This window comes from Lentibacillus sp. JNUCC-1, from assembly GCF_009741735.1.
Taxonomy (GTDB): Bacteria; Bacillota; Bacilli; order Bacillales; family Amphibacillaceae; genus Lentibacillus_B.
Genome location: NZ_WHOH01000003.1, coordinates 1,021,213 through 1,041,893, shown reverse-complemented (window position 1 = coordinate 1,041,893; position 20,681 = coordinate 1,021,213). Strand labels below are relative to the sequence as shown.

20 protein-coding genes and 1 other annotated feature are annotated in these 20,681 nt (G+C 41.8%); of the genes, 3 read left to right on the top strand and 17 right to left on the bottom strand.

Annotated elements, in window-relative coordinates; translation table 11 throughout:
- Positions 1-8: 8 nt before the first annotated feature.
- Positions 9-229: a binding site (T-box leader), on the bottom strand.
- A gap of 37 nt (positions 230-266) precedes the next feature.
- Positions 267-440 carry a hypothetical protein gene (locus tag JNUCC1_RS18350; RefSeq protein WP_197431769.1) on the bottom strand — a complete coding sequence of 58 codons (174 nt, stop codon included), beginning with the start codon at positions 438-440 and terminating at the stop codon, positions 267-269.
- A gap of 90 nt (positions 441-530) precedes the next feature.
- Between JNUCC1_RS18350 and JNUCC1_RS15750 the strand changes: the two genes are divergently transcribed.
- The gene (locus JNUCC1_RS15750) at positions 531-1,619 is read left to right on the top strand and encodes an N-acetylmuramoyl-L-alanine amidase (protein WP_156646404.1); all 1,089 of its coding nucleotides are present in this window, start codon (positions 531-533) and stop codon (positions 1,617-1,619) included.
- A 147-nt stretch (positions 1,620-1,766) separates the two neighbouring features.
- On the opposite strand, the gene dtd is transcribed toward JNUCC1_RS15750, so the two are convergent.
- The 7 genes from dtd to JNUCC1_RS15715 all read right to left on the bottom strand — a co-directional run bounded on the left by dtd (position 1,767) and on the right by JNUCC1_RS15715 (position 10,578).
- Positions 1,767-2,213, bottom strand: a complete 447-nt coding sequence (gene dtd, locus JNUCC1_RS15745) for a D-aminoacyl-tRNA deacylase (RefSeq protein ID WP_156646402.1) — start codon at positions 2,211-2,213, stop codon at positions 1,767-1,769.
- Between the two features lie 15 nt (positions 2,214-2,228).
- On the bottom strand, positions 2,229-4,430 hold the full coding sequence (locus JNUCC1_RS15740; RefSeq protein WP_156646400.1) for a RelA/SpoT family protein: 2,202 nt from the start codon (positions 4,428-4,430) through the stop codon (positions 2,229-2,231).
- A gap of 128 nt (positions 4,431-4,558) precedes the next feature.
- Positions 4,559-5,071 carry an adenine phosphoribosyltransferase gene (locus JNUCC1_RS15735; protein ID WP_156646398.1) on the bottom strand — a complete coding sequence of 171 codons (513 nt, stop codon included), beginning with the start codon at positions 5,069-5,071 and terminating at the stop codon, positions 4,559-4,561.
- Positions 5,049-7,379: a single-stranded-DNA-specific exonuclease RecJ gene (recJ, locus tag JNUCC1_RS15730; RefSeq protein ID WP_156646396.1), complete on the bottom strand. Its 2,331-nt coding sequence runs from the start codon at positions 7,377-7,379 to the stop codon at positions 5,049-5,051. Before recJ ends, JNUCC1_RS15735 begins: the two co-directional genes overlap by 23 nt.
- A gap of 79 nt (positions 7,380-7,458) precedes the next feature.
- Positions 7,459-7,788 (bottom strand): LapA family protein, encoded by a 330-nt coding sequence (locus JNUCC1_RS15725; protein WP_156646394.1) that lies wholly within the window; start codon positions 7,786-7,788, stop codon positions 7,459-7,461.
- A gap of 179 nt (positions 7,789-7,967) precedes the next feature.
- Positions 7,968-10,223 (bottom strand): protein translocase subunit SecDF, encoded by a 2,256-nt coding sequence (gene secDF / locus JNUCC1_RS15720; RefSeq protein ID WP_156646392.1) that lies wholly within the window; start codon positions 10,221-10,223, stop codon positions 7,968-7,970.
- Between the two features lie 61 nt (positions 10,224-10,284).
- Entirely contained in the window at positions 10,285-10,578 is a 294-nt protein-coding gene (locus tag JNUCC1_RS15715; RefSeq protein WP_331713825.1) for a post-transcriptional regulator, read from the bottom strand.
- Between the two features lie 112 nt (positions 10,579-10,690).
- Here JNUCC1_RS15715 and spoVB point away from each other — a divergent pair, with 112 nt between their 5' ends.
- On the top strand, positions 10,691-12,241 hold the full coding sequence (spoVB, locus tag JNUCC1_RS15710; RefSeq protein WP_156646390.1) for a stage V sporulation protein B: 1,551 nt from the start codon (positions 10,691-10,693) through the stop codon (positions 12,239-12,241).
- Between the two features lie 712 nt (positions 12,242-12,953).
- Here the strand turns inward: spoVB and JNUCC1_RS15705 are convergent.
- Positions 12,954-14,231 carry an ArsB/NhaD family transporter gene (locus tag JNUCC1_RS15705; protein ID WP_156646388.1) on the bottom strand — a complete coding sequence of 426 codons (1,278 nt, stop codon included), beginning with the start codon at positions 14,229-14,231 and terminating at the stop codon, positions 12,954-12,956.
- A 139-nt stretch (positions 14,232-14,370) separates the two neighbouring features.
- Here JNUCC1_RS15705 and JNUCC1_RS15700 point away from each other — a divergent pair, with 139 nt between their 5' ends.
- Complete coding sequence (locus JNUCC1_RS15700) at positions 14,371-14,751, top strand: TIGR04086 family membrane protein (protein ID WP_331713824.1); 381 nt, start codon at positions 14,371-14,373, stop codon at positions 14,749-14,751.
- A gap of 45 nt (positions 14,752-14,796) precedes the next feature.
- Here the strand turns inward: JNUCC1_RS15700 and yajC are convergent, their stop codons facing one another.
- The 8 genes from yajC to JNUCC1_RS15660 form a co-directional block, all read right to left on the bottom strand.
- Complete coding sequence (yajC, locus tag JNUCC1_RS15695) at positions 14,797-15,072, bottom strand: preprotein translocase subunit YajC (protein ID WP_156646386.1); 276 nt, start codon at positions 15,070-15,072, stop codon at positions 14,797-14,799.
- Positions 15,073-15,089: 17 nt separating this feature from the next.
- Positions 15,090-16,229: a tRNA guanosine(34) transglycosylase Tgt gene (gene tgt, locus JNUCC1_RS15690; RefSeq protein ID WP_156646384.1), complete on the bottom strand. Its 1,140-nt coding sequence runs from the start codon at positions 16,227-16,229 to the stop codon at positions 15,090-15,092.
- A gap of 48 nt (positions 16,230-16,277) precedes the next feature.
- Entirely contained in the window at positions 16,278-17,306 is a 1,029-nt protein-coding gene (gene queA / locus JNUCC1_RS15685; protein ID WP_156646382.1) for a tRNA preQ1(34) S-adenosylmethionine ribosyltransferase-isomerase QueA, read from the bottom strand.
- Positions 17,307-17,332: 26 nt separating this feature from the next.
- Positions 17,333-17,530, bottom strand: coding sequence for a DUF2905 domain-containing protein (locus JNUCC1_RS15680; protein ID WP_156646380.1), 198 nt, complete (start codon positions 17,528-17,530; stop codon positions 17,333-17,335).
- A 1-nt stretch (position 17,531) separates the two neighbouring features.
- Positions 17,532-18,527 carry a Holliday junction branch migration DNA helicase RuvB gene (gene ruvB / locus JNUCC1_RS15675; RefSeq protein ID WP_156646378.1) on the bottom strand — a complete coding sequence of 332 codons (996 nt, stop codon included), beginning with the start codon at positions 18,525-18,527 and terminating at the stop codon, positions 17,532-17,534.
- Positions 18,528-18,543: 16 nt separating this feature from the next.
- A complete protein-coding gene (gene ruvA / locus JNUCC1_RS15670) occupies positions 18,544-19,152 on the bottom strand; it encodes a Holliday junction branch migration protein RuvA (RefSeq protein ID WP_156646375.1) in 609 nt (202 codons plus the stop codon).
- 86 nt (positions 19,153-19,238) lie between these two features.
- Complete coding sequence (locus tag JNUCC1_RS15665) at positions 19,239-19,970, bottom strand: YebC/PmpR family DNA-binding transcriptional regulator (RefSeq protein ID WP_156646373.1); 732 nt, start codon at positions 19,968-19,970, stop codon at positions 19,239-19,241.
- A 118-nt stretch (positions 19,971-20,088) separates the two neighbouring features.
- Complete coding sequence (locus JNUCC1_RS15660) at positions 20,089-20,625, bottom strand: YhcN/YlaJ family sporulation lipoprotein (RefSeq protein WP_156646371.1); 537 nt, start codon at positions 20,623-20,625, stop codon at positions 20,089-20,091.
- Positions 20,626-20,681 lie beyond the last annotated feature (56 nt).

Here is a 20,681-nt window from a genome sequence, read left to right as displayed (position 1 = left end):
TAATAAAATGAAGGGACGAGAGTTTACCCGCGTTGCCACCCTGATTGATGCTCACATACGCATCCGACTTTACCAGTTAACGCCTGCGCTACGTCCATGCCTACTATATTCAGCATAGAAACCTTGAAAGTGTCTTTCGCCAATATGCACTGTGAAAATGTTCTCAGCCTACGACATTTTCTCTCTTAACAGGCGCTGATCAGCTACTCTCTTCCTCAAACGGTACGATATATTGTAGTCTATATTAATCATATTGTATCATAATGTCAAGTACGTGTTATTTGTTTCTTCAATTGCTTCACTTGCCCAATGGAAATACCGAATTCCTGTGCAATCTCCATGTAATTTGTTTGACTTTCAAGTGCCATAAAAGAATGAAAATCCACACCAAATAGATCGTGATTTCGATTTGTTTGCCATTGTTTATCATGGTGTCTCATATCTTGCCTCCTCACTTGAGTTTAGCTTTGCCAGTTTGACTAATTTTTATTAGAATAGATACAGAAGATATAATTGAAAGCAGGGGTTTGATGATGAGAAAAAAGTTGGGCTGGCTGAGTGTTACGACCATTATTGGGATAATGCTTATCTGTTCCATTCATTTATTTGCGGATACAGCGGTAGTTGAGTATGATCACTTAAACGTTAGATCTGGTCCAGGAACAGACTATGAAAAAATTGGTCAAGTTAACACGACTGACACCTTTCCCATCGAAAAAGAAGACGGGGAATGGGTCCAGATCCAATATAACGGGCAATCTGGTTGGGTCAGTTCAGAGTACATAACGGTAAAACAGGATACAGCGGAACATGAGCCGGATTCAAATTCGAATCAACCAGAAAAAAGCAAATCAGAAAATGAGCCATTAAAGACCCTTACCATACAAAACGAAAAAGTTCATCTCCGTAAAGGCCCTTCAATTGAGTACGACATTACTGCCTTTGCTGATAAGGGAGAGACGTTTGATGTGGTCTCTGAAACAGAGGGTTGGCTGGAAATCGTTAGCGATGAAAAAAACGGTTTTGTTTATAAAGCCTTACTCGCCAAAGATGACCAATCTGGATATGGCATACTCAAGAACAAGACAATCGTTATTGATGCGGGACATGGCGGACGAGATGTTGGCGCAATAGGGGCTGGTGGTTCGTATGAGAAAGATTTTACACTCAAAACGACACTGGCCCTCGCTAAAGAATTGCGCTATATGGGAGCAAATGTCATTATGACTCGGTCACAAGATCGGTTTAAATCTTTAGCCAACAGATCAGCACTTGCTAATAACGCCAACACAGATGCTTTCATTAGTATTCATTACAACAGTACACCTGAATATCCAAGTGCATCAGGTATTGTCAGCTATTATTATCATGATCAGGATCAGTCTTTGGCTGAGTATATCCATCAAGGGCTGGTTGAAAAAACCGAAGCAAGAGACAGAGGTGTTTTGAAAGAAAATTATTTCGTTATCAGACAAACATTCAAGCCAGCAGTTCTTCTCGAGTTAGGTTTTATCTCCAATCCTGAGAGCGAAGGCTTACTCACAACCGAACAATATCAACAAAAGCTGGTCAAAGGCATCACATTGGGTATCCAAAAATACTTCCGTAACGCTCAATAACTAAAGGAGTCTAAATGCCATAATCAGCGTAAACAATGATAGCAGCGCATATGGAAAGCAGCGTTTTCCCCCAACGGCCGCTACAGGCAGTCTGGATATATTGTAGAACCAATAGAAAAGACCGGGACATTTGTTTGCCCCGGTCTTTTATTTGTCTTGGCTGTCTAGAATTAGGGTGACAGGACCGACGTTTGTGAAGCCGACGTCCATCATTTCTCCAAATCGTCCGGTGGCTACATGAATACCTTCATTTCTGATCAACTCATTAAACCTCTCATATAATTCATTGGCATGATCAGGATGGGCAGCATTTATAAAACTTGGTCGACGTCCTTTTCTTGTGTCACCATATAAGGTGAACTGTGAGATCGACAACAAATCTCCGCCTGCGTCTTTGAGTGAAATATTCATTTTCCCATTCTCGTCTTCAAAAATTCGCAAATTAATAATTTTATTCACCAGATATTGAACGTCTTCAATCGTATCATCATGGGTAACTCCGATCAGTACAACAAGACCTGATTCAATTTCACCAACAGTTTCACCACTGACTTTTACCGAAGCCTGGCGGGCGCGTTGTATGACTGCCCTCATATTCAACTCTCCTATCTATTGCACAGTTCTTGTAACGGTATAAACATCTTTAATCCGCTTAATACGTTCTACTATTTTGCGCAGATGATCAGTATTATGAATCAATATTGTAATATTGATGATCGCCATTTTATTACGATCAGCCCTCCCCGTCACATGGGTGATAAGGGTTTTCGTTTCGTTTACAGCTTGAAGGACTTCATTCAAAAGCCCATGACGGTCATAACCGGATATTTCAAGATCAACATGGTATTGCTTTCTTTCAGGCTGACCTTTCTCCCAATGAACTTCTATCCTGCGCTCTTGCGCTTCTTTTGTTTTAACATTAGGGCAGTCGGCCCTGTGTACAGAAACACCTCTGCCTTTTGTAATATACCCAAGGATCTCGTCCCCTGGAACAGGATTGCAGCATTTGGACAAACGGATCAATAAGTTGTCGACACCTTCAACCCGTACGCCTGAATCGCCTTTACTATGAGATTTCCGATCTGTTGTCGTGATCACATCTTCTATCGTTTTTTCAATGTCCTGTTCTTCTTTACGGGAAGCACGGATTTTCTCAGTGAGACGCGTTGCAACCAGAGCAGCTGTAATACCTTGATAGCCCACGGCTGCATATAAATCATCTTCACTCACAAAATTAAACTTTTCGCATACTCTCCGCAGATTCTCCGATGTTAATGCGGTCTTAGGCTGGACATCAAGGGCACGAATTTCTTTTTCTACTAATTCTTTTCCTTTGGTAATGTTCTCTTCTTTACGCTGCTTCTTAAAAAATTGCCGGATTTTGTTTTTGGCTTGAGAGGTTTGTGTAATCTTCAGCCAATCCTGTGATGGTCCATATGAATGTTTAGACGTCATCACCTCAATAATGTCTCCATTTTTGAGTTCATAATCAAGTGGTTCCATCTTGCCATTTATTTTGGCACCCACTGTTTGGTTCCCTATTTCCGTATGAATCCGGTAAGCGAAATCGATCGGCACTGATCCTGATGGAAGTTCAATCACATCACCTTTGGGCGTAAACACATACACCATGTCAGAAAACAGATCTACTTTAAGGGATTCCATAAATTCTTCGGCATCATGGGTGTCATTTTGCCACTCCAGAATTTCTCTGAACCATGTCAGTTTTTCTTCAAACGAACGTTTGGTATTCTTTGTCTGTTTGCCTTCCTTATAAGCCCAGTGTGCAGCAATTCCGTATTCTGCAATCTCATGCATTTCCTTTGTTCTGATCTGGACTTCCAACGGATCGCCTTTTGGTCCAATTACCGTTGTATGAAGGGATTGATATAAGTTAGGTTTCGGCATAGCAATGTAATCTTTAAAACGGCCCGGCATCGGCTTCCAGCATGTATGAATAATACCGAGAACGGCATAACAATCTTTAATGCTGTCCACAATAATTCTGACAGCAAGCAAATCATAAATCTCATTAAATTGTTTATGCTGTTTCGTCATTTTCCTGTAAATGCTGTAAAGGTGCTTCGGTCTTCCGGATAAATCCGCAGTTATATTAACCTCTTTCAACTGCTCATTGACTTCATCGATCACATCGTCAATATAAGACTCCCGCTCATTCCGTTTCTGTTTCATCAGATGAACAATACGATAGTATTGTTGTGGATTCATATAACGCAGTGCAGTATCTTCAAGTTCCCACTTGATCGTAGAAATACCAAGTCTATGTGCAAGGGGGGCAAAAATCTCCAATGTTTCATTTGCAATGCGTCGCTGTTTTTCGGGCGGCAAATGTTTTAGAGTTCTCATATTATGCAGCCGATCTGCCAACTTGATCAATATAACGCGAATATCTTTCGCCATTGCAACAAACATTTTTCGATGATTTTCTGCCTGCAAAGCCTCTTTTGATTTATATTTGATCTTTCCAAGCTTTGTAACCCCGTCCACGAGAAGTGCTACTTCCGCGGAGAAAGCTGTTTCAATTTCATCCAGAGTTACATTCGTATCTTCAACCACATCGTGAAGAAAACCGCCGGCAACTGTTTCAGCATCCAGTTCCAGTTCAACCAAAATGCCCGCAACTTGAACAGGGTGAATGATGTAAGCTTCACCCGATTTTCTGAACTGACCATCATGTGCCTGTGCAGCAAATTCGTAAGCCCGACCCAAAAAAGCCACATCAGCAGCCGGCAAATATGCCTGTGCCTGTTTCAATATATCATCGATTGTTAGAATTTCTTCTTTTGCCATATCATCACCCATATCCCAGTTCCATAAATCTTGTTGTTATACAGTATCGAAAATTTCAGACGCAATGTAAAGGAATAACCATTATAAGAATAGGTCTGACAATCTGGTCAGACCTGAAACTCACCTATTTAATAAGTTGTCAACGTAAGAACATCGTAATCTTGAAGCTTTTCATGCCCGTTCAAGTAAGAGAGTTCTACAAGAAATGCGCATCCTGCCACTACCCCACCGAGCTCTTCAACTAATTTAATCGTTGCTTCTATTGTACCACCAGTTGCAAGTAAATCGTCTGTGATCAAAACGCGTTGCCCAGGTTTAATGGCGTCTTCATGAATCGTTAAAACGTTTTGTCCATACTCAAGACCGTAATCCACTTTAATGACTTCTCGAGGTAACTTACCTTCTTTCCTGACAGGAACAAACCCAATTTCCAAAGCGTAAGACACTGGGCATCCGATGATAAAACCTCTGGCTTCTGGACCAACGATTATGTCTACATCTTTATTACGAGCATATTTCACAATCTCATCAACCGCGCTTTTGTATGCTTCTCCATTTTGCATCAGTGGTGTGATGTCTTTAAATTTAATGCCTTCTTTAGGCCAGTCTTCCACAATTTTAATATGTTGTTTGTAATCCATCTGTTACAGCCTCCCTCGCAGTTTGTCCGTCTTCCATACAGGCGGCAAACCACGCTTTCAGTTCTTCATTTTGAGAATAGTACAGTACTTTTTCAATCTCGCTTTCATTCAATCGGGATTGATAAATGGTTGATTCTTGCAGATCTTTTTTTATTGGTTGCGGATTTTTCTTGATAACACCTTTATTAATATGGACAAATTCAAGTTCTCTGAATACCTGTGCCATAAAAATAATATGATCTTTGGACCAAGATTTCGCCGCCATCAGCGGTTTGAGTTCCTGGTGTAAATCAAGAATCGTCCGTTTATGAATAAGGGCATAAAACCACTTAAATTCTTCACGTGAAGGAAATGCTTTTAAATACGCACTGTCTTGCACATGATACGTCGCATGGATTTGTTTTGGTTGTGTCTTTTTAATTATGTGTGCCAGTGCTTCAAGCCTGGGTGGCAGATCCTTAATGACTAATATATCAATATTTTGGTGCGAGGGTACAACCTCGTCATATTGAATCTGCATCATATGTTTATGGTCACCCTCAGGAATATGTCCAACCACTGCGATCTGAGCTCGACCTTCAAGCTGATCAATCACAGATTCAAAATGTTTGCCACGATGATCAAATAATTGCCATGTATCGATCCCAAGATCCTGCATGAGTATTTGTACTTTTTTGTGTCCGTTCCATTCATTTATGCCAAGTTCCCCTACGACTGAAACCACCGTTTTAGGCGATATAGCATGATATAATGGACCCATTCCAAAGCCAATTGCATCCAATCTTCTTCCGTCTTTCTGAAACTGCATTTTTAAATGGGCTTGACTGCTCCCTATTTGCCGAATCTCACTTGGAATTGCTTGAACACGAAAAATTGGTTTTGGATTGTGCATCCCAAATGGAGCAAGCTTAGCAATATCTGATACCATCTTTTCATCAATATCAGCTATATCCAGTGACAAACTCACATTAATTACAGGTTTAAAATCTTCTTCTGTTAATTGCTCTTTGATCAAAATGTTCAACTTTTCATGCAGCAACGCGACGTTTTCAGCTGGAAGTGTCATACCAGCTGCCTGAGAATGGCCGCCGAAATGTGTGAACAGATCCCTGACTTCCATCCCATTTTTAAATATGTCGAATGCAGGAATGCTACGTGCTGAACCCTTAGCGGTCAGACCATCTTCTGCAATCGTCAGGACAACAGCCGGTCTGTTGAACTTACGAACAAGTCTTGAGGCAACAATACCAAGCACCCCTGCGTTCCAGCCGGGGTGTGCCACAACAATGACTCCTTCTTCATCAGGGTCTGTTTTTGCCTCTGCTTCTTGTACAATCTTTTTTACGATTGATTTCCGATGTTCGTTAAGTCCTTTAACCTCTTCAGCAAGAACTTCTGCCTCTTCTTGCGTTCGCGCCAACAACAGGTCTACTGCAAGGTCAGCTTCCTGCAATCGTCCAACAGCATTCAATGCCGGGGCCAATTTGAAGCCTATTGACTCTTCATTGACAGTGCCTTCAATTTGATATGCTTTTTTGAGTGCATTCAACCCTGGGCGTGCTGTTGTTTGTATCTGTTTCAAGCCATTGTAGGCAAGAATTCTATTTTCATCAATAAGCGGCACCATATCTGCAATTGTGCCAAGCGCAACTAAATCAAGCAGGTGTTTTGGGAAATATCCAAGTAATGCTTCTGCAAATTTAAAAGCAACTCCAACACCAGCCAATTCTTTAAAGGGATAATCAGGTGAACACTTGGGATGAAGAATTGCATAAGCATCCGGAAGTTCGTGCTGCACTTCATGATGGTCCGTTAAAATGACATCAATGCCAAGGCTATTGGCATATTTAATTTCGTTGACCGCTGCAATTCCTGTGTCAACTGTAATAATAAGTTTCACATCGTTTTCATAGGCCCATTTAAACGCCTGTTCGTTTGGACCGTATCCCTCTGTAAACCGATTAGGTATGTAATAATCACAGACTGCGTCCAGTTCACTCAAAGTATTAAGCATCAAGGTGGTAGAACTGACCCCATCCGCGTCATAGTCTCCGAATATCAATATTTTTTCATGATTGGCAATCGCTTCATGTACACGGTTCACTGCTTTTTCCATTGTTTGTAGAAAAGCGGGGGAATTTAGTTTTGAAAGATCTGGAGACAAAAAGGCCTCCATATCTTCTAATTGTGTAATCCCACGTTGAGCCAGTAAATCAGTGATAATAGGCGATATAGTTGCAGATGTTGACTGGTGGACATGATCTGCCTCAGCACCTGAAAACACCCATTTTGCTTTTCTTTGTAGCATAAATTCACCCCTGACCTATTTATTATACAAAAGACGGCCATGGGGTGCAATGAGTAGTTATTGCCCAGCCTCCTAGGAGTCATTTTTTCGGCTGGGTTTTGGTCTCTTTGTGATGCTTATTTGTGCTTGCTTTAGACTCAGAGATACCTTTATTGCTCTTTCCTTTTAATTGTGCAAGTTCCGTTTTCAGCTTTTTATTTTCACGTTGGAGCTGATACATTTTTATCGCCCCGGCTGAAGCTGTCAATATGCCTCCCATTAGAACAGAGATTAAAATCACGAGTACAAGCGGTGCCTGTCCGGTACCAAAAAGATAGTTTACTTCAACAGCATCAACATTAATTACAGCAAAAATAGCAACCAGTATAACGACGATGATGGCAATAATAACCGCGTATTGATTCTTCAAATATACACACCTCCATATAATCTATTGTACCCCTCTGACAAAAACTGTAATCTCTTTCTACATAACAAAATATGAATCAAGTTTTTACTCTTCGATGTTTTTGTCTATTGCTTATTGTTTTTGTGGGGACGCTCAATAAAATCACCCCTTGCTTTTGTTAGAGAGCAAGGGGTGATGGGTTAAACTTGTGGTCCTTCTACGCGTTTTTTCTTTTCGAATACAACAGGTTTCTCTTTGATGTTCTTCCCGCGCCATACGAGCCATAGCAAGGAGGCAAGGAAGAGTGACGAGTAGGTACCAACCAAAAGACCAACTGTTAGCGCAAGAGCAAAACCAGTGATCGATTGGGCACCAAGTATCAAGAAAGCAAGAACCGCTAGCATTGTCGTCACAGTTGTATTAAGACTTCGAGTAAATGTCTGTACGAGACTCCGATTTACAACACGTGCCAATTCGGCAAACGTTTTTACACGTTTCTTCTTGCGTAAGTTTTCCCTAATCCGGTCGAATGTAACAATGGTATCGTTTATGGAATACCCGACAATGGTTAGGACAGCCGCTACAATGGTGACATCAAATTCAATTCGGGTCAAACTAAACACAACCAGCACAAAGAATGCATCATGCAATAGCGCAATTAAAGCTGTTATTGCAAAGAACATCTCGAATCTAAGTGTCACATAAATAATCATGAAGATTGAAGCAATGGCGACAGCATAGATCGCATTTTTCACCAATTCTTCACCTACGATTGGGGATACAACACTGACATTTGGGTCATTATTGTACTTTTCAAGGAAATACGATTTAATATCTTCAATTTTATCTTTTGATAGAACGTCATCGAAACGCATAACGCCAATTTTGTTATCTTCACCTGAAATCACTAAGGACTTGGCTTCCAAATCCAGTTTATCCAAATCTTCATTAATTTGCTCGGTTGTAAGTGTCTGCTCAGCCAGCACTTCGATTCGTGAGCCGCTCGTGAAGTCAATTCCTGGGTTCAGCTTAAATAAGGCAAGTGACACAATGCCGATTATAACCATAGCTGTTGAAGCAGTGAAAAAGATCTTTCGGTAATCGACTACATTCCATGAACGATTCATAAATGTTGCTTCAGGTTCTTTATCAGATTCAGCAATATCAGCGATGTCTTTTTGCTTCACACCAAACCAACCAGGCTTCTTATTCAGTGCCCGAGTGTTAACCCACAATCCAAGCAGCAGACGTGTTCCGTATACCGCTGTAAGGAAACTGACAAGAATACTGACAATGAGCATAGTAGCGAAACCTTTTACTGAACTGGTACCAAACATAAATAGTATGGATGCTGCCAGTAAAGTGGTAATGTTGGCATCAAAAATTGTGGACAGTGAGTTTTTGGTGCCTGCCTTAAAGGCCGCCACTGTTGATTTCCCTGCTTTAATTTCTTCTTTGATTCTTTCAAAGGTGATGACGTTCGCATCAACCGCCATCCCGACTCCAAGGATCAATGCAGCAATACCCGGAAGTGTCAATACCCCATTCATCAAGTTGAAGACAAGCAAGATCAAATAGATATAAATACTTAAATTAATAGTAGCAATAATCCCTGGGAATCTATATACCGCCAGCATAAATACAAAAATAAGACTGACACCGATAATACCTGCAAAGACTGTCTTATTTAATGCTTGCTCTCCAAACTGAGCACCAACAGAAGTAGAGTACTTTTCAATCATATTGACAGGCAAAGAGCCGGCATTTATGATGCTTGCCAGGTTTTTTGCTTCATCAATTGTATAACCCTCAATCATGACATCTGTGGTATTAAGGACCTTAGTGACACTCGGCGCAGATTCATATTTAGGGTTTTCCTTTTTTACTTCCTCTTTAAAGGAATCGCCTTCCTGATAATCCATCCATATTACGAGACGATTATCGGGCGCACCCATATTTTTGATTTTTTCTGTGACCTCGGCAAACTTAGATGCATCCTTAAGACTCAAAGTAACTATTGGAGCATTTGTATCTGGATGAAAGTCCTGTCTTGCGCTTCCTTCCTTGATATCAGATCCATCGAGCAACTTATTGTCATTCACATCGCGAAATGAAAGTCTGGCTGATGTGGCAAGCATTTCTCTTGCTTGAGCCTGGTCTTCTACACCAGCAAGTTGAACCCGGATCCGATCATCACCTTCAATGTCTATATTAGCCTCACTGATGCCGAGTTTGTTGACGCGATCATTTAGAATCTTAACCGTATCTTCCAGCAGACTCCGATTCATTTCTTGTGAATCATCAACCGTCTCAACCTCGTATAAAACCTCAAAACCGCCTTGAAGGTCAAGACCAAGGTTAATGTCTTTCGTAATCCCTGTTACCGTCGTTCCAATCGTGCCTGCAAACACCAAAACGATCAGAAAAAAGGCAACAATTCTGCCTCTTTTTTTCATGTACAAAATGCCTCCCTCTTTAAATCACAGCGCTTTACAACCTTCTTACTCTCAGATTGCTTTATGAAGAGTTGTCAGTAAGTGCTGCAATCGATGCCATTAAATCATCATCATTTCCGTAAGCGTTAACGGTTAAATAACTCATATATGTAGCCGTAGACAAATGGAAGACATCCTGAACCACTTCATAGAGTCGTCTTTCAGCATTGTCTTTCCAGACCTTCTGATTTAGACATCTCCATATATCTTCAGCTGTTGCTTCATTATAACCGATTGTTTTAAATTCATAGACTTTACTTTCAAGCACAGGCTCTAGTTCCTCTTTCCATTTCTCAACAGTCCGGGCTGATTCCACCGAACACCCCTCCCAAATAACAGGTTTTTTTGCTTGTCATGCTTGGCCAACTGTCATGCATATATATCATTGTATAACATAATTATTTTTTTGAGAAGGCAGGTCCTGCACATTGACAAAACAAACTTTTTTACAAGGTACTCTTATCTTAATTATAGCGGGTATGATTACACGTTTTTTAGGGTTTGTCAACAGAATTGTCGTGGCACGATTAATGGGAGAAGAAGGTGTCGGGCTGTACATGATGGCCCTGCCCACATTATTCCTAGTCATTACTTTAACACAATTCAGCCTCCCTGTCGCAATTTCTAAACGTGTAGCAGAAGCTGATGCCGTTGGAGATCATCAAAAAATTAAACGCATTCTGGTCATCTCCATATTGATGACGATGACGACAAGTATTGTATTTACAACCCTCATGATTATTGCAGCCCCCTTCATTAGCGAAACGCTGCTAACAGACGAACGTACTTTAATACCACTTCGCGTAATTAGTCCTATCATTCCCATTATAGCGCTCTCGGCGATCATTAAGGGCTACTTTCAAGGCAAGCAAAATATGAAACCGCAAAGTTATGCCATCGTCATCGAACAAATTGTCCGCATCACCTGTGTTGCATTTTTCGTAAAGCTACTGATTCCTTTTGGCGTGGAATATGCGGCTGCAGGTGCCATGATCAGTGTTGTTCTTGGTGAATTGATATCGCTTATTTATTTAGTATTTCTCTTTAAGCACAATAAAACGATTAGAATCCGCAAACGTTTTTTCAGTTATGTTAAAGCCAGTCACAGGACGGTAAAAGAATTACTTTCAATTGCTCTTCCCAGCACCGGAAGTCGCATGATCGGTTCAATTTCTCATTTTATGGAACCCATTCTTGTCGCACAAACACTGGCGGTGGCAGGCGTTACCACCATTGCAGCAACAAAAGCCTACGGGGAATTGACCGGCTATGTTCTTCCTTTATTATTTTTGCCTACATTTATTACGCAATCATTGTCGATCTCCATTGTCCCTTCCATTTCAGAGGCAGAGGCAAGGGAAAACTCAAGGCTTATTCATTACCGGATTCATCAGGCTATCCGAATTTCTTTTGCCTCAGGCGCAATTGCAACCGTTGTTCTAGCCTTATTTGCTTCTCCAATTTTAACTTATATGTATGGAACAGACCATGCTAAGGGCTTTCTCATATTAATGGCTCCATTTTTTTTACTGCTTTATGTTCAAAGCCCGCTTCAGGCAGCTCTGCAGGCACTGGACCTTGCCAGACCTGCAATGTGGAACAGTTTGATTGGTGCTGTTATTAAATTTACTGTATTGATTCTCCTTGCATCCAATCCAAACTTTGGTATTTATGGAGTAGCCATTGCGATGTCAGTCGGAGTTGTGCTTGTGACGCTGCTTCATCTAGCATCTTTAAACAAACTGATAAAATTCTCCATCCCGTTAATAGATCTTTTTAAAATGGTTGTATTGATTGCTTTAACATGGGTTATTGGCCATTTCATCAAACAAGGTTATATTCAACTGATGGAAAACCTATTCGGTCTGCTCATCGCATTAGCGATTCTGTTGATGGTCTACATTTCACTATTATTCCTGTTGCGGTTCATAACAAAAGATGAATTAAGCCAGATCCCCGTCATAAAAAAGTTCATCTAAAAACCGGCACGCTCCCCAACGCGTGCCGGTTAAATCCGTCACCAAAAACAATACATACTTTAAGTCAACTGCGAACTAAAAAGCATAGTAGGTCAAAACTCATCAACGTATATAAGAGCACCGTGATTTGCGCTCCGGGAAGTCGCTTTAACTTTATCACAGCTCAAGTGCGACATCTGTTCAAGAACCCCACTTTCACAGTGTCTTCTTTGCCAAAGGGCCTGCAGGACGCAGGTCGTTCGATGTTGGCGCAGGACGCGCCGGCTTTAATTGAACATCCCCTAACGCCTCCTTGCCCCGGCAAGGGGTATGTCGACGTTGCCGCAAAGGGCGGTTTTAGTCGACATACCCTAATGTAACGCTGCGGGTCTTCGGACTCGTGCTGTTCCCGCAGGAGTCGACTTCCCTTCGCTCCAATCACTCTATGTTAGTTAGTGGCTTGGACGGTTCTACTAACAAAAGAGTTAGAGAATTGACCTCTCATACCTAGCTCGGGGGAAACACGGAGACTCCTGTGGGATGCAAAGCCTCGATGAGACCCCGGAGGTCGTTAGACCGAGGAGGCTCAGCAGCGCCCGCGGAAAGCGCAGTGTTTCCCCCGAGCGGCTGCATGAGGCAGTCTTAATAGCTTTTATGTGTAAATCCAAGTTTTTTCTGGTTCGCAGTTTGTGTCTACTTCGTTATCCTTTGTTCTGATCTTATAGTGGGTATTTTAAAGGTAGCGGATGATGATGTAGAGGGTTGACAGGGTTAATGAGATGAGTACTGCTGGGATACCGTAGAGCATGTATTTTATAAAAGGGATGCGCTGATTGGCGCCTTCTGCAAGCCCGGCTACGACTATGTTAGCAGAAGCTCCGATTAGGGTTGCATTTCCTCCAAGGCATGCTCCAAGTGCCAAGGACCACCAGATTGGATCCAGATTGCTAATGCCATGATATTGAAATTCTTCAATAACAGGAATCATGGCAGCAACGAAAGGTATATTGTCTACAAGACCAGATAAGATACCAGCCGTCCACAAAATGGTAAGGGATGTTTTGTCTACAGCTCCTTCTGTATAGGCCATTATGGTTTCAGCAATCCAACCAATGACGCCTACTTCTTCCAGCCCGCCCACAAGTGTGAACAAGCCGATAAAGAAAAATAATGTAACCCACTCCACTTGGGAAAACACAGCTTCTGTATCCAATTCGTGATCTGCCCACAACAACAATAAAACAGCTCCTGAAATTGCGACGGTCGTGATATCCACATTAATGACGCTGTGCAAACTAAAAGCGAGCAATGTCATGCTTAAAACAACTAAAGATTTATATAATAAAGGGGTTCGCTTAAGCGCCGCATATTCGTCAATCGTCATCAGATTGTCGATCTTGATATCGGTTTGATGTAATTCTTTCTTGAACAGCATAACACCTAGAATGATAATCACCAACAAGTTAAGCATGGCCAGCGGTGCCAGATGGATGACAAAGGACATAAAATCAAGACCGCTCACTGCTTGCCCAATCATAATATTCGGTGGGTCTCCGATCAGAGTTGCTGCACCACCAACATTGGAGCTTAATATAATCATCAGCAGATATGGAAACAAGGGTAATTGAAGCACACGTCCCATCTGCAGCATGATCGGCACAAAAATAAGCACTGTTGTCACGTTATCTAGTAATGCAGAACCAGCCGCCACAATAAGACTGATGCCAATGAACAGTGGCACAGGTGAGCCATTTACCAGTTTAGCAAAGCGAATGCCTGCAAAATAAAACATATTTGTTTTTTGTGCAATAGACACGAGCACCATCATGGAAAAGATAAGTGCAATGGTATCCCAATTAATATAACTCATAAACTCTTCTGTTGTATCATAAATACCTGTCAGTAAAAAAATGACGCCCCCGAATAAAGCGACAGCGGCTCGGTTTAATTTTTCACTCATGATTAATATAAAACTTACAACAAATACAATAGCGGCAAAAACTGCTGCCATACCATGTCCACCCTCCTTTAAAAAACAGGTTGTCCTCTCCTCTAAGATGATATGCCGATATCTTGTACAATATTTATAGTCTATTTTTAAATAACTGGAATAAACATGTACAAAAGGACAACTACAGGGGGATGATCATGTGAAAAAGCATATGACAGCGTTAATGTATGGTTGGATCATCGTATTAGGTTCTATTCTCATCGCAAGTTTATTGCTGGGTTTTCTGTTGAAATTCACTTCAATGAATGAAACTGCGCTGTTTTGGGTAACACTGGCGGCAGGCCTCATTTCGTTATTTATTGGCGGACTCTTTGCTGGATTGAAAGGAAAAGAAAAAGGGTGGTTAATAGGTGGGCTTACCGGGATCGGGTTTACATTGTTTGTTTTTCTGGTACAATATTTGGGGTATCAAGAGGGGCTGAATCTGCACCAAGTTTTATATCATCTTGGCTATATAGCGGCTGCAGTCATTGGCGGTGTAGTCGGCGTTAACATGACAACCGCATCAGACAGTCAATAATATATTGTAAAAAAAAGATCAGAGGCGCAAACCTCTGATCTTTTTTTAGTTGGCTGTTTGATCTTTTACTTCTCGAATTGCGGAACGGTCGTATGTAAGCTTAGTTCCGTCCTCTACCTGTAACACAACTGTGTTTTCATCAAGTGCGTGCACTGTGCCGTGCATGCCGCCAATGGTAATGATTTTATTTCCCTTTTGGAGATCTGCCTGCATCTGTTTAACTTGTTTTTGACGCTTTTGTTGCGGGCGGATCAATATGAAATAAAAGACTGCAATCATCAGAATGATTGGAATCAGTCCGCTGAATAATTGAGCATCCATGCGATTCACTCCTTTCATTAGAAATTTTTAGCATTCGGATCATTGAAACCATATTGTTCAAAGAATGCTTCTTTAAAATCACCAAGTCGATCTTCGCTTATCGCTTTTCGGACTTGCTTCATTAATTTTAACAGAAAATATAAGTTATGGTAAGTGGTAAGTCGAAATCCGAATGTTTCATTTGTTCTTACCAAATGGCGAATATAAGCCCGAGAGTAATTTCTGCATGTGTAACAGTCGCATTCTTCATCAATTGGACGGAAATCCCTTGCGTATTTCGCATTACGAACGACCAGCCGACCATTTGAAGTCATGCATGTGCCATTTCGCGCAATTCTGGTCGGCAAGACACAATCAAACATATCAATACCCCGGATCGCACCGTCAATCAATGAATCGGGCGACCCAACTCCCATCAGATAACGCGGTTTGTCCAACGGCATGAGTGGGGTCGTAAATTCGAGCACGCTATTCATGACATCTTTCGGTTCCCCTACAGACAATCCGCCAACCGCATACCCCGGGAAGTCTAAAGAGACAAGGTCTGCTGCACTTTGCCTGCGCAAGTCTTCATATTCCCCGCCTTGGATAATTCCAAACAATCCTTGATCACTTTTACGTTCATGAGCTGCAAGACAGCGCTCAGCCCATCGTGATGTGCGTTCGACAGACTTTTTCATATAATCATGCTCAGCAGGATAAGGAGGGCACTCATCAAGCGCCATCATAATATCTGATCCCAGAGCATTTTGAATGTGCATCGCTTTTTCTGGGGAAAGAAATAGTTTTTCTCCGCTTAAATGGCTTCGAAAATGAACTCCGGCTTCTTCTATCTTCCGACGATCACTGAGACTGAACACTTGAAAGCCGCCGGAATCTGTCAAGATTGGTCTGTCCCAATTCATGAATCGATGCAGTCCGCCTGCTTCTTTAATAATGTCTTCACCTGGTCGAAGCCAAAGATGATAAGTATTTGACAAAATAATGCCGGCATCCATTTCTTTTAATTCTTCGGGACTCATTGTTTTAACAGTTGCGAGCGTACCAACCGGCATAAACATTGGGGTCTCAAATGAGCCATGGGGCGTATGGACTTTGCCGAGACGTGCTCCAGTTTGTTTACATGTCTTGATTAATTCGTAAGTGATGGCTGTCATAGATCTCTACCTCATTTTCCTATTTATGATAAACCTGATCAGAAACCGTCATAATAGCAACATGGCGTCACCGAAGCTGAAGAATCGATATTGTTCTCTTACGGCTTCTTTGTAGGCATTCATAATATGATCTTTTGTACTAAAAGCGCTAACGAGCATGATTAAGGTTGACTTTGGCAAGTGAAAGTTTGTAATCAGACCGTCAATTGCTTGAAACTTGTACGGCGGATAGATGAAAATGTCTGTCCAGCCGCTCGTTTCAGCAAACACACCATCATGATCGCGGGCGATTGTTTCCAGTGTGCGTGTCGAGGTTGTTCCGACAGATATAATCCGTCCGTCGTCTGCCTTGACTTTGTTCAGCAATTCAGCTGTCTCCTGTGACATTGAATAAAATTCTGAGTGCATATCATGTGACTCAATGTTATCAACACTTACCGGACGAAATGTTCCAAGCCCGACATGTAATGTGATGAAGGCCAGCTTGACTCCTTTTTCTTCAATGGTCTGGAGCAGCTCTTTCGTAAAGTGCAATCCAGCGGTGGGAGCTGCAGCAGATCCGCGTTCTTTGGCATAAACAGTCTGATATCGCTCTTGCTCTGGCAGTTGTTCCTTAATGTAAGGCGGCAGCGGCATTTCTCCAAGCGCATCAAGCACCTCATAAAAAATACCCGTATAGGAAAATTCCATTATCCGTCCGCCATGATCTTTTATGCTGATACATTGAGCCTTCAACCGTCCATCACCAAACACAATTTCAGTACCTGGTTTTATTTTCTTAGCAGGTTTAGCCAGTACCTCCCATTGGTCACCTTCCACCTGATGGAGTAAAAGAATTTCCACTTTTGCTCCTGTATCTTGTTTATGACCATAAAGGCGCGCAGGCAGTACCCGTGTATCATTCAACACCAAGCAATCTCCCTGTTGCAGGTAGTCTATAACATGTGCAAAATGTGTATGTGTGATCTCGCCCGTTAATTTATCCATAACCAGCAGACGAGATGCAGTTCTGTCTTTTAAAGGGGTTTGTGCGATTAATGGTTCTGGAAGCTCAAAATCGAATTCTTCTATATCCATAATAAATCTCCTCATCATCCAACGGTTTACCTGAATTTATTTACTATAAACAAGATCAATGTCAACAAAACACTCACGATGATTGATGTCATAATAGGGAAATGAAAGCTGACATTGCCTTTTTTAAAACTAATATCTCCTGGCAGTTTGCCGACAAAGGTCCACAAAAGACCTACCAGCAATAAAACGGCTCCAAGCACAATCATAAGCTTGCCAGGATGCATGCTACATCAACCCTTCCAGACCAAAGTGTTGATAGGCTTTCTCTGTGGCCACCCGGCCTCTTGGTGTTCTTTGGATGAAGCCGATTTGAAGTAAAAATGGCTCATAAACATCTTCAATTGTTTGGGATTCTTCTCCAATCGTAGCTGCAATGGTGTCGAGCCCAACCGGGCCGCCATTAAATCCTTCAATTATGCTCTTAAGCAATTTGTGATCAATATGATCCAACCCTGCAGCATCAACTTGCAACATTGATAAAGCTTTGTTAGCTGTCGCAAAACTAATTTCAGCCTCACCACTCACTTGGGATATATCCCGGATACGTTTCAGCAATCTATTGGCAATACGAGGGGTTCCCCTCGAACGTTTCGCCACTTCGAGTGCAGCATTTTTATGAATAGAAGCATTAAAAATATCTGCGGTACGTTCTATAATGGCACACAGATCATCTGTATCGTAAAATTCAAGCCTGGACAAAACACCAAATCGGTCTCTGAGCGGTGCTGTCAGCAAGCCCGCCCTGGTGGTTGCGCCAATAAGTGTAAAGGGTGGAAGATCGATTCTCACTGACTTGGCGCTAGGACCTGTTCCAATGACAATATCCAAAAAGAAGTCTTCCATTGCAGGATAAAGAACTTCTTCTACAGAACGGGGCAGTCTGTGGACTTCATCAATGAACAGAACATCACCAGGTTCAAGTGCAGATAAAATCGCTGCCAAATCTCCTGCCCGTTCAATGGCAGGCCCGGAAGTTGTCCGAAATGATACACCCATTTCATTGGCGATAATTCCGGCGAGTGTTGTTTTCCCCAACCCGGGCGGACCATACAAAAGAACATGGTCCAGCGGTTCATTACGCATTTTCGCTGCCTGAATAAAGATACTCAAGTTCTCTTTTACCTTGTGCTGACCAATATATTGGTTGAGTGTTTCAGGACGCAAACTCAGTTCAACAGAATCATCCTGCTGATAAGCGCCCGTTACCATACGTTCATCCATAATTTATGACTCCCTGTCAGTTTTTAGTCAATAAAACCAACGCTTGACGAACCGCTGCATCTGTCGTTTCGGGTGGTTGTTTGTGCAATTCGGGCATTATGCCGTCAATTTCGCGTTCTGTATAACCTAAGGCTTTCAATGCTTCCTTCATATCAACCAAGTGACTGTCTGCCTCATCAGCATAAATGACTGTTTTTCCCGGCACACTTTCCACAGCTGTCAGCATTGACGTTAATTTCCCTTTTAAATCAAGAATGATTTGCTGGGCGGTTTTTTTGCCAACACCTGGAAACTTAGTCAGGAAAGTTTTATCCTCACGCTCCACAGCTGCAGCAAATTCACTGACATCAACCGCTCCCAGAATATTTACGGCGCCTTTTGGTCCGATGCCGGAAACAGATATTAATTTAATAAACAGGTCTTTTAAAGATGTATTTTTAAACCCGTAAAGTATCATTGCATCTTCCCGGACATGCTGATATGTATGTATTTTAACCGGCTGATCCACAGACCCTTGAAAAATGTAGGGGTTAGGGCAGATGATTTCATATCCGATGCCATGGACATCAACCACTACAGATTCATCGGTTATATCTGTTAAGATCCCTTGAATATATGCAATCATATGATCGACTCCCTTATGACTTATTCTAACACAACTCAAGAAAATGGAAAACTTCCATCGCCTTATACAATGGAAGCTCTTTCTGCTTATTCGTCTTCTTTCATGTTGTGATGAATATCCTGAACATCTTCGTCATTCTCCAGCATATCCAATAAATTCATCATTTTTTCAGCCTGTTCGTCTTCAAGTTCAGTATACGTTTGGGGAATCAAGGTCAATTCAGCTTCTTCAAGCTGGTAACCACTAGCAGTCAAATGATCGCATACACTTGAATAATCTTCAGGTGCGGTATAAATCTCGTAAGCACCATCCGCATTTACAATATCTTCAGCACCGGCTTCGATCGCATCTAAAGTTATTGTGTCTTCATCTATGGTGTTATCTTCATTCAGTATAACGATGTAGCCCTTTCGATCAAACATGAATGATACACTGCCGTTTTCCCCGAGATTTCCATCATTTTTTTTGAATGCATGACGAACTTCTGCAGCTGTTCTGTTGCGGTTATCAGTGAGTACATGCACAATAACTGCTGCGCCGCCAGGACCGTAACCTTCATAAGTGACCTCTTCATAGCTGACCCCGTCCAAAGTGCCGGTCGCTTTCTTAATAGCCCGATCAATATTGTCGTTTGGCATATTATCTGCTTTAGCCTTATCGACTGCAGTTCTGAGTCCCGGGTTCATTTCAGGGTCACCGCCGCCTTCTTTGGCAGCTACATATATATTTTTAGCATGCTGCATAAATATTTTACCGCGTTTGGCATCTTGAGCATTTTTTCTGCGTTGGATGTTTTTCCATTTGGAATGTCCAGCCATAGCGCATTCTCCTCTCAAACAATCTCTTTTAAACTATACCAGAGAATGCCACTGGTATAAAGTAAAAATTGCAGGCAGGATGCCATTATGGCTTGTTGCGCGGCATTTTTTTAACAAATTATTTGTCAAAAAAGTTTTCCAGATATTCTTGAATATACGAATCAACGTCTGAAGGTTTTCTGCCTGCGTTCATATCGTCTTTATGATCAAGATATCGAGCGTCTGTATAGACTGTAACCTTTTTGTCCGGCATCATTGTCTGCACATCGGATTTCACCTTATGCCTGATCTTGTTACTGCTTCCTGGAGCCAGCATGACCGCCACAATTACTTCGTCATCTTTGATGGCTACTTGCGCTTGGGTTATGTCTTTATTATGCAAAAGTCGGTCACTGATCTCCTGGGACTCTTCGGTTGTAAATAAATCGGTGTATTGGCGGTTTCGATTACCTGAATTAATTCGTTTCTTCTCTTCAGGTGTCCCATAAATCCTTTTATCATTTCCTGGCTTCTGATCTCGTTCGTCAGCTGTTTCATAATTGACAGGATCCGTCTTTGTTCCTTCTTTTTCAGAGGGCGACTGAGAATTTTCCTGGGCGCACCCTGTAAGAAGTAAAAAACCACTTAATAAACATGTTATATATGCTCGCTTCATGCGAAACACCTCCCTGACCTTTAGTGTGGATTCGGGAGGTGTTTTTATTCTTGTTA